12 protein-coding genes are annotated in these 14,643 nt (G+C 41.7%); 5 read left to right on the top strand and 7 right to left on the bottom strand.

Going from position 1 to position 14,643, the window contains the following annotated elements:
* Position 1: 1 nt before the first annotated feature.
* The 4 genes from MTF68_RS11840 to MTF68_RS11825 form a co-directional block, all read right to left on the bottom strand.
* On the bottom strand, positions 2-667 hold the full coding sequence (locus tag MTF68_RS11840) for a hypothetical protein (protein WP_248462614.1): 666 nt from the start codon (positions 665-667) through the stop codon (positions 2-4).
* Positions 668-800: 133 nt separating this feature from the next.
* Positions 801-2,759, bottom strand: a complete 1,959-nt coding sequence (locus MTF68_RS11835) for a phytase (protein WP_248462613.1) — start codon at positions 2,757-2,759, stop codon at positions 801-803.
* Between the two features lie 11 nt (positions 2,760-2,770).
* Positions 2,771-3,745: a metallophosphoesterase gene (locus MTF68_RS11830; protein WP_248462612.1), complete on the bottom strand. Its 975-nt coding sequence runs from the start codon at positions 3,743-3,745 to the stop codon at positions 2,771-2,773.
* A 64-nt stretch (positions 3,746-3,809) separates the two neighbouring features.
* Positions 3,810-6,104: a TonB-dependent receptor gene (locus MTF68_RS11825; RefSeq protein WP_248462611.1), complete on the bottom strand. Its 2,295-nt coding sequence runs from the start codon at positions 6,102-6,104 to the stop codon at positions 3,810-3,812.
* Positions 6,105-6,389: 285 nt separating this feature from the next.
* Here MTF68_RS11825 and MTF68_RS11820 point away from each other — a divergent pair, with 285 nt between their 5' ends.
* Together MTF68_RS11820 and MTF68_RS11815 are read left to right on the top strand one after the other, a co-directional pair.
* The gene (locus tag MTF68_RS11820; RefSeq protein ID WP_248462609.1) at positions 6,390-7,307 is read left to right on the top strand and encodes a diguanylate cyclase; all 918 of its coding nucleotides are present in this window, start codon (positions 6,390-6,392) and stop codon (positions 7,305-7,307) included.
* Positions 7,291-8,289: an AraC family transcriptional regulator gene (locus MTF68_RS11815; RefSeq protein WP_248462608.1), complete on the top strand. Its 999-nt coding sequence runs from the start codon at positions 7,291-7,293 to the stop codon at positions 8,287-8,289. Before MTF68_RS11820 ends, MTF68_RS11815 begins: the two co-directional genes overlap by 17 nt.
* Positions 8,290-8,311: 22 nt before the next feature.
* Here MTF68_RS11815 and MTF68_RS11810 read toward each other — a convergent pair whose 3' ends face one another.
* The 3 genes from MTF68_RS11810 to ettA form a co-directional block, all read right to left on the bottom strand.
* Positions 8,312-9,220, bottom strand: coding sequence for a histone deacetylase (locus tag MTF68_RS11810; RefSeq protein ID WP_248462607.1), 909 nt, complete (start codon positions 9,218-9,220; stop codon positions 8,312-8,314).
* A 62-nt stretch (positions 9,221-9,282) separates the two neighbouring features.
* A complete protein-coding gene (locus MTF68_RS11805) occupies positions 9,283-9,639 on the bottom strand; it encodes a PilZ domain-containing protein (RefSeq protein ID WP_029773844.1) in 357 nt (118 codons plus the stop codon).
* A 119-nt stretch (positions 9,640-9,758) separates the two neighbouring features.
* Complete coding sequence (gene ettA, locus MTF68_RS11800) at positions 9,759-11,432, bottom strand: energy-dependent translational throttle protein EttA (protein WP_029773845.1); 1,674 nt, start codon at positions 11,430-11,432, stop codon at positions 9,759-9,761.
* Between the two features lie 331 nt (positions 11,433-11,763).
* Here ettA and MTF68_RS11795 point away from each other — a divergent pair, with 331 nt between their 5' ends.
* The 3 genes from MTF68_RS11795 to MTF68_RS11785 all read left to right on the top strand — a co-directional run bounded on the left by MTF68_RS11795 (position 11,764) and on the right by MTF68_RS11785 (position 14,643).
* Positions 11,764-12,411 carry a porin family protein gene (locus MTF68_RS11795; protein ID WP_248462606.1) on the top strand — a complete coding sequence of 216 codons (648 nt, stop codon included), beginning with the start codon at positions 11,764-11,766 and terminating at the stop codon, positions 12,409-12,411.
* A gap of 221 nt (positions 12,412-12,632) precedes the next feature.
* The gene (gene metA / locus MTF68_RS11790) at positions 12,633-13,580 is read left to right on the top strand and encodes a homoserine O-succinyltransferase (RefSeq protein WP_121637124.1); all 948 of its coding nucleotides are present in this window, start codon (positions 12,633-12,635) and stop codon (positions 13,578-13,580) included.
* Positions 13,570-14,643 (top strand): homocysteine S-methyltransferase family protein, encoded by a 1,074-nt coding sequence (locus MTF68_RS11785; RefSeq protein ID WP_248462605.1) that lies wholly within the window; start codon positions 13,570-13,572, stop codon positions 14,641-14,643. Before metA ends, MTF68_RS11785 begins: the two co-directional genes overlap by 11 nt.

Below are 14,643 nucleotides of genomic sequence, written 5' to 3'. Positions count from 1 at the left end.
GCTATTTATTTAAATTTTCTGCTTCGTAAAACAAAGGTTTTAGGGTGCCGCAGTTTATAAATTTATACGTTAACTCATTCTGGCTAGGAAGGAGGGTTGAGGTTCTAAACTTTTGCATACAGGCATTTACCAAATCTACAAAAATTAAGTGGCTGAAACTAGGTGCTTGGCTAATTTTATGTATGTAAATTCGCTCTGTGCTACCTAGGTCTATCATGTCGTATTCTTGCCACTGGCTAGGTTTAGCTAAATCTTTTAATTGGCGAGCATATAGCTGCTTACTCATTTCTATTGTTCTGTTTGTGTAAATTAGGCTGCCTGCTTTTTTGTAATTGCCTTCGTACACATCTGCGGTAATGGTTATTTCTTCACCGCGCATTAAGCGTTGAATATTAAATGGTTTGGGCTTTAGCGTTATAAGCTCTGCGTTGCGTACAACATCTAAAAAAGCCACATCGGGGTTTTTAATCCTATACACCACTTGTACATCGTGCGGTAATTTATAGCCGGGTAAGTTAAACGCATAAATTCCTGAACCTTTATTCACCAGTGCTATTGCATGCTCAGCCTTGTATTTGGGGTTGAGCGGGGGCAATTCAGCTGCCTCTTCCTCAGCAAAAGCGTATCCGCTTATAGTAATGATCAACAAAGTAAGAAGTAAACGCATAATAATCTCAATTAATTTATGAGCTTAAAGTGTAGTATATAGCTTTAATAACTCTAAATTTACTAGGTTTATTTTAAATACACATAGTAAAAAGGCTCGTAAGAGCCTTATTACGTTTAAATATGGTAGGTTTTTACTTAATCGCTTTTTTTACTTCACGCCAGTCAATAATTTTAAAATTTTGTGGTTGTAGTGGCATACGGTTGTAGCCGTCTTGCACTATAAGCATGCCTTCAGGATAGCCTGGTAAAGGCTTTGCTGTAACGGTTAAGCCGTCTGTTTCACCTGCGCCATCAATGCCTTTATCTAGATTAGCAATCACATTAAACTTACCTGCAAAGCTTAGGCTAGGCTGTGTATTATCTGATATTTTATAAAGCACATAGCTATTATCGCCTTGGCTTGATACTACTAAATAGCGCTTACCATCAGCATGATAGATTTCCATGCCTTCAACATCTGCCACAAGTTGCTCATTTATACCTCGTAGCATGACCGCTTTGTTGCCAGAGGTTGGCTCTGCACCGATATACCAAATGCCTGCATCTTCTTCGCCGGCAAATAATTGGCCTAGTTTATCATCGGCACTACAGCCTTCTGGTTGGCTTGGTAGGGTAAACTCTCTAACCAGTTCACCGCTTAAGTTACCTTGCTCACCGGTGAGTTTATATTGCTGGAATAAACCTGATTTATCATTAACAAATACGTATTGACCAGATTCAGACGAATACATACACATACCATAAATCTCAAGCAGGTTAGTCGCTACTTCTGTTACATGGTTTACTTTGTTCTCGCTATCGACAGTAAACACGCTAATACTGTTAAGCGTGCGGTTGCTGGCTGTGATCCAAGTATGGGTTTCGTTGTTTATATCCTGATGCTGGCGTACATCAACATTATTTAAACGCCCTACATTAAGTGATTGTATTTTGTTGCCATCAAGATCATAAACCATCAAGCCGCGGCGTTTGTCTGTGCCTAAAATTAAGCTGCTTTTAGCGTCGTGTTCATTTATCCAAATTGCAGGGTCATCTGCTGCATCGCCAAATGCTGCAACTGGCGTTGTTTGTGTGCTGGCATAAATGTGAGTCATAGCGACTTTGTTTTGTGAAGTAGCTGTTTGCGCCGTGTAGTTAATATTTGCTTGAATGTAGGCACCTGTTTCATCATCAATTAAAACTAGCTGCGCTTGATTGTTATTGAGCAAACTCGCTGCAACAGATTCAATTGTGTGATCGCCAGAAAGTGACCACTGACTTAGTTTTTCAGTATTTTCGTGGTAAGCATAGATCATATTGCCATCAGTGGCAGTAAGCCATAAAGTACCATCTTGTGATACTGATAATGCCCCGATTTCAGCTTTTAATTCACCGTAAGGCTCAACTAATGCCACTGGCTGTTTATTGGCATCGGATTCAGCATCAGCATTGATAGCCCAAACGCCGAGTTCAGCTTCGCCCACATACAAGGTTTTTGTTTCATCATTAACAGCACAGCCTGAAGCCTCAGTGACTGCAGAGAACTCACGCACTGCAATATTTTTAGCTTGCTTAGTGGCTAAATCATAAATGATGGTTTCGCTGATCAAGCCGCGAACATCTGGCACAAATGCTGATACAGTTGCATTATTATCGTTTTTAAATAAACACACTGCATCTGGTTGTGCTTGTGGTGAACTGATACGTGTAAGCTCAGTTAGCTGCCAAGATGAATCCGTTTTCAGTAATTTAAAAATAGCCACATTGTCTTGATTGTTATCTAGGCTAGCCAATAAAAATTGTTGCTCTGTGATTTTCTTTAGTGAGATAGATTCAAAGTTACCCGCTAATAACACACTGCTTTGGTCTTTATCTGCCACTAATAAGCCCTGGCTTTCGCTGGCAATCAACCATTGGTTATTACCCAGCGCTGCTGCCTGTGAGCCTTGCATATTTTGTTGAGGGCCAAATTTTTCCACAGCTATTGCTGCTTTTACCATAGCTGCGTTGCTTTGGCTGCTAGGTTCCTCATTACTTGTACAACCGCTTATTACAGTAATTAGGAGTGCACTGCCAAGCACCGCTGAAATTGTATTTAGTTTAAAGTTCATTATTTTATCCTTTACTTATCTATGTGCTTTTCAGTGCTAAAACGTACTTCACCAAGGTGATTAATCGCACTTACACTGAATGTTTCGCCATTGATAGATACACTTAAAAAACCAGGTGTTGCTTCTGCGTAGCGGGTAAATTCACGTTGTTTTACAAACCGTGCTTCACTGCCTCCACCAGAGACAAAGTGAGCAACCTTGCTATTTTTTGGTTGGTTGTATTGCAAGTCGTGCTCGTGCCCTGCGATATAAGCATGCACGTTATGACGCTCCAAAATAGGTTCTAAAATGTCGCGAAGCCCTTGGTTACGGCCAAAGCGTTTACCACTTGAATAAAGCGGGTGATGGCCTACCACAATTTTCCATTTTGCTTTACTGACTGCAAGTTGGGTTTCAAGCCAAGTAAGCTGGGCTTTATAGCCTTGCCCTTGGGTTGAGCGGTATTTATCACGGTCTCTGTATTGCGGCTGAATCGGGTTGGTATCTAAAAAAACCATTAACACTTGCTCGTTGTTTTCAAGTGTAAATGTTTTACTGTAGTACCTTGCAGGTAACTGCCAACGCTGGCTTTTTTCTGTGTAGTCAATTTGTGCTTGGGCATTACCCAAGTAATCGTGATTACCTAACACAACATACCAATCTTCAAATGTGTGAGGGCCGTGGTATATGTTCTCAAAGGCTGATTGCCAAAGCGGATCGTTAACGCTTGCCACACCATTTGGGTAAAAGTTATCGCCAGTTGAGACGATAAAGTCAGCATCAGTTTGGTACATGGCTATTTCTAATTGGTGTGCGACTTCTTTTTGATAAAAGTGGCCGTTATGTCCCCAGTCGCCAATTACCATAAAGTTAAGGCTATCTGGTAGCGTATTTAACTTGGCAATTTTTTGCTGTTGATAAAGCTCATCTTTATAAATAACAGGCTCGACAGCACTGAGCGCTGAGGAGCTCAGTAGGGCGGCCATTATGAAAGACAATTTAAACATGTTCTAACTCCAAAAAGGCACGTACTAGCAAGCGATTACGTGCCTAAAATGATGATGCCTGCTATTAAAATGCGTAACGCAACATTAGTTGAATCACAGGACCTGCTTCTTCAGACTCAAGCTCGTACTCATCAAAGTCACGGCTATTTTGGTCATCAAGTGAGTCAAATTTGTTAAAAACTTCATCTTTACTGGCATCAAGTAGGTTTGAACCAACTAGGCGAAGGGTTACGTCATCCCAGCGCTTTTCAACGAAAAGCTCTAAATCAGCACCGTAAGAGGTGGTAACTTCTTCACCTACAAAGCGTCCGTATGCATCACCTTGGTTACGGTAAGTTGCACCAAATGATGCACGCAGTATTGGTAAATCTTGGATAAAGCCAATGTTATAAACATAATCTGATTGGTCGTTAAACTTACGTTTACCAAAGCTGTCTTCAACTTCACTATCAAGCCAAGAGTAGTTTAAGAAAATACCAGTATTTGGCATGTTGATTGCGCTCAGTGGCGTTGATAAATCAAACTCAATACCTTGAACTGACCCATCGCCGGTATTTTGAGGTTGCAGTACAAATGTACCTTCGCCTTCTGAGCCTTCAACACCGGTACTGGCAATTTCAATTAGGTCGCTAACGTCACGGTAAAATACGTTTACACCGACAACGCCACTTTTACCTAAACGGTATTCGTAACCTAAATCGATACCCCAAGAAGATTCTGGCTTAAGATTTGGGTTACCTAAAAAGTCATTATCAGCGAGTTCTTCTTCAAGTAGAGCCGGTGTCATGTAATCAAAATCTGGGCGGCGTAAGCTACGAGCAACAGAGGCGCTGACTCGGCCGTTATCACTGACACTGTAACGAAAGTGAGCTGAAGGTAAGAAAAAGTCATAGTCATTTTTTGCAGTAACGCCTTCATTGGTATCGGTAATGTTTGAGTCAGTTGACTCCCAGCGCACACCCATCTCCCATGAGAACACATCTGCTTCGTGTTTGATTAATGCAAATAAGTCAAAACGGTCTTCTTCGAGGGTGTTCACACCGCCGTCTACTGCTTCAAATTCGTTGTTAAATACAGCTAAAGACATAGGTGTTTGGTTAAACTGATCCCAGCCAGTAAGTGTTTGCTCACTTTCCTCTTCAGCTTCAAAAATTGCTGTGTCTCGCTCTTTTCCTTGAACAAAAGCACCAAATTGAACTTCTTTTGAGTCACCGAGCAGTAAGCTATGTTGCCATTGTAATGACCATTCTTTATCGTCAATCTCAACAGTTTCTTCTGCTTCCTCAAAAACCATTGGGAGCTCAGATGTATCAAGCTCAACTTCTTGCTCGTATACAGATTCTTCAAAGCTGGCATAGCCTACTTTAAACTTGCTGGTACCGCCTAAAAGCGGTAATTCATAACCTGAGTTAATGTTGTAGTTAGTTTGATCAATATAAGCGTCGTTCGCGTTATCTGAGAGCAAGTTGCCACCTTCAACAAGCGATCCTGAGGTTGCAGATGCATCATCATATTCAAAAGAACGCTCGTCTTCGGTACGGTCTGTATCAACCCACATAGCGCTAATATCAAACTTGCCACCGTTATCAAATACCTTTTCAAAGCTGGCATTTAATGATGTGTCATCGCCATCACGAGTATCAGATTGATCTTCACGGTTATCAAAATCATCAGTTGCGTAATTAGGGTTATTTTCAGGGCTATCACCATAACGTATGCTTGATTTTTGTTTTGGGTTATAACGACCTTGAAAATTAGCGCCTAGTAGTAAACGTCCACCTGCAAACTCAGTACCGTAAACGCCCGCAAAGCTTTCTTTTAGTTCACCATCATCATAGCGTAATCCTCCTGCGCGAATATAACCGCCGTCTAAGCTGTAGCCATCTCGAAGTACAATGTTAAGGGTGCCCGCAATTGCATCGGCAGAGCGGTTGGCACTTGATGAACGAATTATTTCTACACGCTCGATTAATTCTGCTGGAATACGGTCAACAAAAAATGAGCGATCAGCACCAGCGCCTGGAACTTCTTCGCCATTGATCAGTACTTTTGTGTAAGCAGGGCTCAAACCGCGCATACGTGCGCCGTCAGACTCAAGCACATCTGATAAAAACGTCACACTAGGAACACGCTTTAGTGCATCACCTGCTGTTAGTGGTTCAAAACGCTGAAAGTACTCTTGTGAGTATTCAAGTGTTGGGGCTAGTTCTTGTGAGCGGTTGCGATAGCCTATTTCGCCATAAACTACTAACTCTTCAGATATTTTTACATCAGTTGTGTGTTCTTCTTGTGCTGCATGTACTGCTAAATTGCAAAGTGATAGCGCTGTTACCAGTGCTTTAAGTTTAAAGTGTGCCATGTAATTTGCTCCTGTTGCTGCTTGGTTTGAAAGCAAACTAATTAAATTAAATGACGCAAATGTGACAACACCCTATTTAGATCAGCAGGTTATTAAGGTTTTAAAAGCTTTACCTTGGCGTGTGAGCTAATCGCACTCCCAAGCAATATAGCGTTAATGGGCCATGTGCAGCTTATAAGTAAGTGCTTATCATTTAGCTGTCACATCATTGAGCTAATATGACCCTGCTACAAAAAATGCACTTCGGGTAGCATAAATACATACGCAATTTAAATAAGACAAACTATGCGATTTAATCCCTTTATTAGCCATCGGCTTTTAACAAACAGTATTATAGCTATGGCGTTATTAGCCATATTTTTATGTGCCTATTTAGGGGAGCTCAAAGAGCTGCAACACATACAATGGCTCGATATTATTGGTGAGGGCGGCATAGTGATTATGACCCTAACTTGGATTGTCGCCTTACTTATTTCGCGCCCGCCGGGCAAAGTTACTCGTTATTTGGTGCTTGGGCTTGGTTTATTTATGTTCTCGGCCACGCTCGATTTGCTCGATGAGTGGTTAATGCAACCTGCGCAGCAGTGGCTAAGCTGGATAGAGTCACTGCCAGCCCCCGTTGGGATGCTACTAACCAGTTTAGGTTTATACCATTGGCACCAAGAACAATATGTTTTAAATAAACAGCTAAGGCGCCGTGAAGCACATTTACGTGAACACGACAAAGTATGCCCCGTTACCGGCGTTTATACAGCCGAATACTTACAAAGCGTTTTAAACACGCAGCTTAAGGCGCCGCAGCCAGTTTTATTAGCCGCTATTGATATACGCGACTTCGCTAGTTTTAATAATGAGTTTGGTTTTAGCGAAGGGGATCGACTGCTACGCGAAATAAGCGAGCTTATACTAATGAACTGTCGGTTAAGCGATGTGGTATGTCGTTATGCGGGAGACTGTTTTATGGTGCTAATGCCAGCCACATCAAAGCAGCAAGGCCAAGAGCTTCTTAGGCAAATAACAGCCGCATTAAAACATTGTGCTTTTAAAGTAGAAGGCTCTGGGCTTGCTAAGTTTCAGTGTGTAACTACCCACATCATACAAGCGCAAAAAAGTGATACAGCTCACATTCTAATGCAACAATTGCACAGGGGCCTACAACTACAAAAACAACAAAGAGCCACCAGCAGTGAACAGTTATGTTAGCTTAAGTGACAAGTATTTAACTGCACAGGGGCTTATAACTGCCGTTGTAGAGCTTGCGCAAAGTAGAGGGGTTGCCTTACATAAGTTGTTACGCGGCACCGGGATTTTTGAACAAGACTTACTCAGCGTTGAACATTGCTTTAGTTTAGAGCAGCAAGTTAAATTACTAAGTCAATTTAAACGCCTAATGAACACCCCCGACAGCGGTTTTTTACTAGGTAGTCAATTAGTTAACGATTCAAGTAGCGCAGCACAAAGTGTATTGTTCAGCGCTAAACTAGGGGCGGCACTGTTACAAATACAGCGAGCGCGTTTACAGCTTTGCCCTTTGTTTTTTAGTCAGCACTATGTAAGTAATCAGCAATTTTATATTTTTTTAAATGCTGCTACAGGGCTTGATGACGACCTACATAACTACATTTTAGAAATTTACAGTGCTGCGTTTTATAGTTTATTAAAGCGTTTAAGCCCGCACTATCCGCAATGTGAGTTCGACTTTAGCTTTAAGCGACCGCGTCATATTCATCAGTACGAGCAACATTTAGGTTTAAAGCTGCGTTTTGAGCAGCCAACGACTCGTTGGGTTATTAGCAAAACATTACTTCGCCAAGCTAACCCGTACGCCAGCGAATTACGCTTTATGCAAGCACGCGCTCAATTGGCTGTAAAATCTCACGAAAAATACACCTTTATAGAGGCTGTTTGGCGCTATTTACACACTTACAACGAGGTAAGTTTAGAGCAAACCGCCCAGTATTTTGCCATGAGCCCAGCCACGTTTAAACGAAAACTAAAATGCCATAGTATGCGCTTTTCGAGCTTAGTTGATGAGCAAAATAAACATAAAGCCATTTATTTACTTACCTTGCGCGCTAAGTGCAATGAGCAAGTTGCTGAGCGTTTGTCATTTTACGATATTCCTAACTTTAGGCGGGCATTTAAACGTTGGACAGGGTTAACCCCAAGCCAGTTAAAAGTATAAAGCGCACAGGTTAATACTTATTTTAAAAACCAGCAGCCTGCTCAATCACTATTGCATGGCGCTGCGCTAAACGCGTATGGTCTCTGTCGTAGCCGCCACCAATAACACTGGCAATAGCGGTGTTATGTTCAAGGCAGCGCTTAAACACTAAATGGTCACGCTGTTTAATGCCGTCCCAGCTTATATCTAGTTTGCCTAAGCCATCGTCTTGCCAAATATCTACACCCGCATCGTATAGGACTAAATCGGGGTTGAGTTCTTTTAGTAAAAACTGCAGCGTATCATCCACAACGCCTAAGTATTCTGCGTCTTGCATATTGTTAGCAAGGCCTATGTCTAAATCGCTGGGGGATTTTCTAAACGGGAAGTTTTTTTCGCAATGTATAGAGCATGTATACGCATACGGTTGATGCGCAAGCATTGCAGCTGTGCCATCGCCTTGGTGTACGTCTAAATCAAAAATGAGCACGTTGGTCACTTCACCGCTTTGTATTAATGTTTGCGCGGTAAAGGCTAAGTCGTTCACCATACAAAAACCTGAGCCAAAATCAGTGTGTGCATGGTGTGTACCGCCTGCTAAATGACAGGCTAAGCCATACTTTAATGCTAAGCGTGCAGTGTGTAATGTGCCTTGTGGGGCGGTGAATGTACGGTTCATTAGCGGTTGCGACCAAGGTAAGCCAATGCGGCGCATAGCTTTTTCGTCTAGACGGTTATGCCATAAATCGTGAATGTAGTTTTCGCAGTGTACCAGTTCAAGTGGTTCAGGGGAGCCCAAAATAGGCTCTACTAAATTATTACCTGCAATGCCTAAACCTTTAACCTGCTCATATAAATGAGCAAATTTACTCATTACAAATCGGTGCTTAGGGTCAAAGCTAAACGAATAATTACTGTGATAGACCAAAGGTAAGTGAGGGTTTAGGCGCATAACCGTATCAATAATAAAGTTTGCGCTATGGTAATAAACTTAACTAAGGGAGTCTATTGCCGCTATTCAATCAATGAGGCAAGCTCGCGATGAAGTAATTGTTCATCGGCTAAATTAAGTTCAACTAACCGTTTTAAATAGGTAATGCTGTTTATATCTATATGGTGGCAATTAAGGCCGATGTGTTTATCTTCTATGTGGCAAATAAACACCTCCATTTTTATTTCTATATCGCTTTGTGGCAAGGTAAAGCGCAAGGTGGCTTCGCTATTTTTTGTGCCACTAAACGCCGCGCATTTAGTAATGAGTGCGCCATGTAAAGATACATCGAGTAATTTGCATGGGTAGCTCTCTCCTGCAAATTCTAACTGGGCCGCGGTTGAAAAAAGAATACGCGAGAATTGACGTCGATTTTCCATAAAACGAGTTGCCTTTATTGTAATATTTAAATCAAGCATAGCGGGAAATAGCCCATAGCGATAAAAAATGGCATAAAAAAACCCCGCATAAATGCAGGGTTTGTTATATCAGTTAACAATTAACCAATTTTTTTATACTTAATACGCTTAGGTTGTGCAGCTTCTGCGCCTAAGGTCTTTTTAAGCCACTCTTCGTATTCAGTGTAGTTACCATCAAAGAAGTTAATTTGGCCTTCGTCGCGGTAATCTAAAATGTGTGTTGCAATACGGTCAAGGAACCAACGGTCATGCGATATACACATTACACAGCCTGGGAACTCTAAAATAGCGTTCTCAAGGGCGCGTAGTGTTTCAACATCAAGGTCATTGGTTGGCTCATCCAGTAGTACTACGTTACCACCCGCTTTTAAAAGCTTAGCAAGGTGTAAACGGTTGCGCTCACCACCTGATAAGTCTTTTACAAACTTTTGCTGATCGTTACCTTTAAAGTTAAAGCGGCTAACGTATGCACGGCTTGGGAACTCAAAGTTACCAATTTTTAGCACGTCTTGCCCGTCAGATATTTCTTGGAATACAGTTTTGCTTTCGTCCATATTGCCACGGAACTGATCAACCGTTGCAAGCTCTACAGTTTCACCTACGCTAATGCTGCCGCTATCAGGTTGCTCTTCGCCGCTTAGCATTTTAAATAGGGTTGATTTACCCGCGCCATTGGCACCGATAATGCCCACTATCGCGCCTTTTGGCATACTAAAGCTTAAATCGTCGATTAATACGCGATCGCCAAAACTCTTGCGTAAGTTATTAACTTCAAGTACTTGGTCGCCTAAACGCGGACCAGGTGGAATAAATAGCTCGTTAGTTTCGTTACGCTTTTGGTAATCAGACTGCTGTAGCTCACTAAACTGCGCCATACGCGCTTTAGACTTAGCTTGGCGACCTTTAGGGTTTGAACGCACCCACTCAAGCTCTTGAGCAATTGATTTTTGACGTGCTTTTTCAGATTTTTGCTCTTGTTGTAAGCGCGCATCTTTTTGCTCAAGCCAAGAAGAGTAGTTACCTTCCCACGGAATACCTTCACCACGGTCAAGCTCTAGTATCCAGCCAGCTACATTATCAAGGAAGTAACGGTCATGCGTTACCGCCACAACAGTGCCTTCGTAATCATGTAAGAAGCGCTCAAGCCAAGCAACCGACTCAGCATCTAAGTGGTTAGTAGGCTCATCGAGAATAAGCATATCTGGTTTTTCGAGTAATAAACGACAAATAGCAACACGGCGGCGCTCACCACCTGAAAGGTGCTCAATTTTAGCATCCCACTCAGGTAAACGAAGTGCATCTGCAGCGCGTTCTAAAACGTTATCGATGTTGTGACCATCGTGCGCTTGAATGATTGCTTCAAGCTCGCCTTGCTCTTTTGCTAGGGCGTCAAAGTCAGCGTCTTCCATTGCGTACTCGTTGTACACTTCGTCAAGGCGGTTAAGGGCATGTTTTACTTCGCCAACAGCTTCTTCAACTATTTCGCGTACTGTTTTGCTTTCGTCCAGTACTGGCTCTTGCGGTAAGTAACCAATTTTAGTACCAGGTTGAGGGCGGGCTTCACCTTCAAAGTCTTGGTCAACACCGGCCATAATGCGAAGTAATGTAGATTTACCAGCACCATTTAAACCTAGCACACCAATTTTAGCGCCAGGGAAAAAGTGCAACGAAATATCTTTTAAAATTGTGCGCTTAGGTGGCACAACTTTAGATACTCGACTCATCGAGAATATAAACTTATCAGGTAAAACCATGGAGGAAAGCCTTCAAATAATAATAAAAATTTCAATGTTGTATTGTAGTGGCTCACGGGTGAAACAGTCAACGAGTGGCGTATAGAACAATACGCTAATCTAAACGGTACTTTATTTTCTTGCCCATTTAAAACACCACTATGACAGGATTTCTATTGTGTAAAATTCTGTAATCTATTGTTTTATATTGTTCAAACACATTTTATTTTTAACAAAAGTGGTACAGTATATTTACAAGCTGTAAAGTATAAGCAAATTATACAGACAGACCACTCTTAGTCGTTGTAAAACATCGCATAATTAAATATTACAAAGGTTTAAAGGAATGAACATGAAAACAGTTACAAAGTTAGGGGCATTACTTTTAGGTTTATACTCATTTTCGAGCCAAGCAGACATACTCCAGGTAAATGGTTATTACCAAGGAGTAGGGATAGGGTCTACGCAAATTGATGTATACGAGAGTGATAGCATACGATTTACAACACTATACGGCCAGTTTGGCTATCAGTTTTCGCGATACTTTGCGATAGAAGGTCGTGTAGGTTTTGGTTTAAATGACGAATCAACGCCTCTAAATGGGCTTGTTTATACTCAAAACCCGCAGGATGGTTCGTTAACCTCAGAATCTATTAAGAGCGAAATTGACTCAAGCCTTGATTTGCAAACAAGTATATTTGTGAAAGCTAATTATCCCATTTCAATTCGGGCAGATGTGTTTTTATTTGGTGGCTATGGTAGAAATAAATTAAGTTACAATGAAGGTGAAATAAGAAACCTTGCAGAATCAATAACTGGCTCAGATACAAATTCTACGTTAATCACTGAGCAAAATTATGACGAAGGCGGTGTAACGTACGGTACTGGGATTGACTATAGGTTAACTCAACGCTGGCAAGTAAGCGCTGAGTACCAATATTTTGATACAGACAAAGGTGATATTTACGCTCTTAATTTATCTGTAAATTATCGTTTTTAATTGAAATAGCGCTACTGGTTTTAGTAGCGCTACCTCAATACAGTTAAACAAAATATTTCAATATAAATGCATTCCTCCTGATCTATAACTTTTTGTAAATCTGATAAAATCATGAATAAATTTCATTTAGACATCTATACATCTAGAGGTTGATATTTTTAGCGTACTGTTCATAATGAGAGCGTATAAATTCTCGGTTTTTATGAGTAGGAGTAAAAAATATGCCAATTACAGTGAAAGACGAGCTACCGGCTATTGCCCGTTTACGTGAAGAAAACGTGTTTGTAATGCCAAAAAGTCGCGCAAAAACGCAAGAAATTCGTCCTATGCGTTTGGCTATTTTAAATTTAATGCCTAATAAAGTAGAAACCGAAGTGCAGTTTATTCGTTTGCTTGCTAATTCTCCTTTACAAGTAAATGTAGAGCTACTGCGCCTAGATACGCACCGTAGCAGTAGCAATTCAGAAGAGCACCTAGATACCTTTTACCGTTATTTTTCAGAAGTGAAAGACAATAACTACGATGCGTTAATTGTTACCGGCGCGCCACTCGCACACCTTGAATACGACGATGTAGCCTACTGGGATGAGCTAAAAGTGATTATTGATTGGGCAGAGCAGCACGTTACCTCTACGCTGTTTTCGTGCTGGGCGGCGCATGCTGCGCTGTATCACCGTTACAATTTAAAACGCGATTTAAAAGAAGATAAACTATGTGGCGTGTTTACTCACCAGTGTTACTTTGATCATGGGGCACTTACTCGTGGCTTCGACGACAACTTTTTAGTGCCGCACTCACGTTATGGCCACATAGATATAAATAAAATAAATGCCTGCGACGATATAGTGGTATTGGCAGGCTCTGAAAAAGTAGGCGCTTACTTAATGAAAAATAAGTCGGGCAGCCAAGTGTTTATAACCGGCCACCCAGAATACGATGCCGACACATTAAAAGCAGAGTACGAGCGCGATTTACAAAAAAGTCCTGATGCGCCAAAACCCGAAAACTATTTTCCAGATAACGATGCAAGCAAAAAGCCGTCAAAAACGTGGCAAAGCCATGCTTTTTTGCTGTTTTCGAACTGGTTAAATTACTACGTGTACCAAACGACCCCTTATGATATTAATTTAGTTAGCCAAGATGTGAGGACTAACAACTATGCAGAATAACGTGCAAAACAATAATAAACACAGCGAATTAAGCGCTGCATTAAAAGAGCGTATTTTAATTTTAGATGGCGCCATGGGCACCATGATCCAAACTCACAAGCTTGAAGAAGAAGACTACCGAGGCGAGCGCTTTAAAGACTGGCACGTACTAATTAAAGGCAATAACGATTTATTAAGCCTTACAAAACCTGAGTTAATTGCCAATATACACCGCAGCTTTTTAGCCGCCGGTGCAGACATTATTGAAACCAATACCTTTAACTCAACCACCATTTCGATGGAAGATTACGACATGGCAAGCATAAGCCGTGAGGTAAACTTAGAGTCGGCCAAACTCGCACGCGCAATATGTGACGAGTTCACCGCTAAAAACCCAGAAAAACCACGCTATGTAGCCGGTGTGTTAGGGCCAACCTCTAAAACCTGCTCAATTTCGCCAGATGTAAACGACCCAGGCTATCGCAATATTACCTTTGATAAGCTGGTTACTGCCTATGTTGAGTCTACCCTTGCATTAATGGAAGGCGGCGCTGATTTAATACTTATCGAAACCATATTCGACACCCTAAATGCAAAAGCTGCCTCATTCGCAGTAGAAGAAGCATTTGAGCAAGCAGGGCGCACATTACCCGTAATGATCTCGGGCACAATTACCGATGCCTCTGGGCGTACGCTTTCGGGGCAAACCACCGAAGCATTTTATAACTCTATTCGCCATATTAAGCCGCTTTCTATAGGCCTTAACTGCGCTCTAGGGCCAGATTTACTTCGCCAATACGTAGAGGAGCTTTCGCGCGTGTGCGAAACCTTTACCTCAGTACATCCAAATGCCGGTTTACCTAACGAATTTGGTGAGTACGACCTAGAAGCAGAGGACATGGCGAAAGAGATTATAGACTGGGGTAAATCGGGCTTTATAAATATTGTTGGTGGTTGCTGCGGCACCACGCCTGCGCATATTCGTGCGTTTGCCAAAGGGCTTGAAGGCGTTAAACCTCGCGCGTTGCCAGAGCTTGATGTTCGTATGCGTTTATCAGGTCTTGAAGCCTGTAACTTAAACTAG

The sequence above is a fragment of the Pseudoalteromonas sp. 2CM37A genome, assembly GCF_023161885.1.
Lineage (GTDB): Bacteria > Pseudomonadota > Gammaproteobacteria > Enterobacterales > Alteromonadaceae > Pseudoalteromonas > Pseudoalteromonas atlantica.
Note: the sequence above shows the minus strand (reverse complement) of the source record. Positions and strands in the feature narration are given on the sequence as shown.

Bases quoted from the DNA above. Each gene is read 5' to 3' on its own strand.
- metA (WP_121637124.1), top strand. From the start codon at position 12,633: ATGCCAATTACAGTGAAAGACGAGCTACCGGCTATTGCCCGTTTACGT.
- MTF68_RS11820 (WP_248462609.1), top strand. From the start codon at position 6,390: ATGCGATTTAATCCCTTTATTAGCCATCGGCTTTTAACAAACAGTATT.
- MTF68_RS11830 (WP_248462612.1), bottom strand. From the start codon at position 3,745: ATGTTTAAATTGTCTTTCATAATGGCCGCCCTACTGAGCTCCTCAGCG.
- MTF68_RS11785 (WP_248462605.1), top strand. From the start codon at position 13,570: ATGCAGAATAACGTGCAAAACAATAATAAACACAGCGAATTAAGCGCT.
- MTF68_RS11825 (WP_248462611.1), bottom strand. From the start codon at position 6,104: ATGGCACACTTTAAACTTAAAGCACTGGTAACAGCGCTATCACTTTGC.
- MTF68_RS11795 (WP_248462606.1), top strand. From the start codon at position 11,764: ATGAAAACAGTTACAAAGTTAGGGGCATTACTTTTAGGTTTATACTCA.
- MTF68_RS11810 (WP_248462607.1), bottom strand. From the start codon at position 9,220: ATGCGCCTAAACCCTCACTTACCTTTGGTCTATCACAGTAATTATTCG.
- ettA (WP_029773845.1), bottom strand. From the start codon at position 11,432: ATGGTTTTACCTGATAAGTTTATATTCTCGATGAGTCGAGTATCTAAA.
- MTF68_RS11835 (WP_248462613.1), bottom strand. From the start codon at position 2,759: ATGAACTTTAAACTAAATACAATTTCAGCGGTGCTTGGCAGTGCACTC.
- MTF68_RS11840 (WP_248462614.1), bottom strand. From the start codon at position 667: ATGCGTTTACTTCTTACTTTGTTGATCATTACTATAAGCGGATACGCT.
- MTF68_RS11805 (WP_029773844.1), bottom strand. From the start codon at position 9,639: ATGGAAAATCGACGTCAATTCTCGCGTATTCTTTTTTCAACCGCGGCC.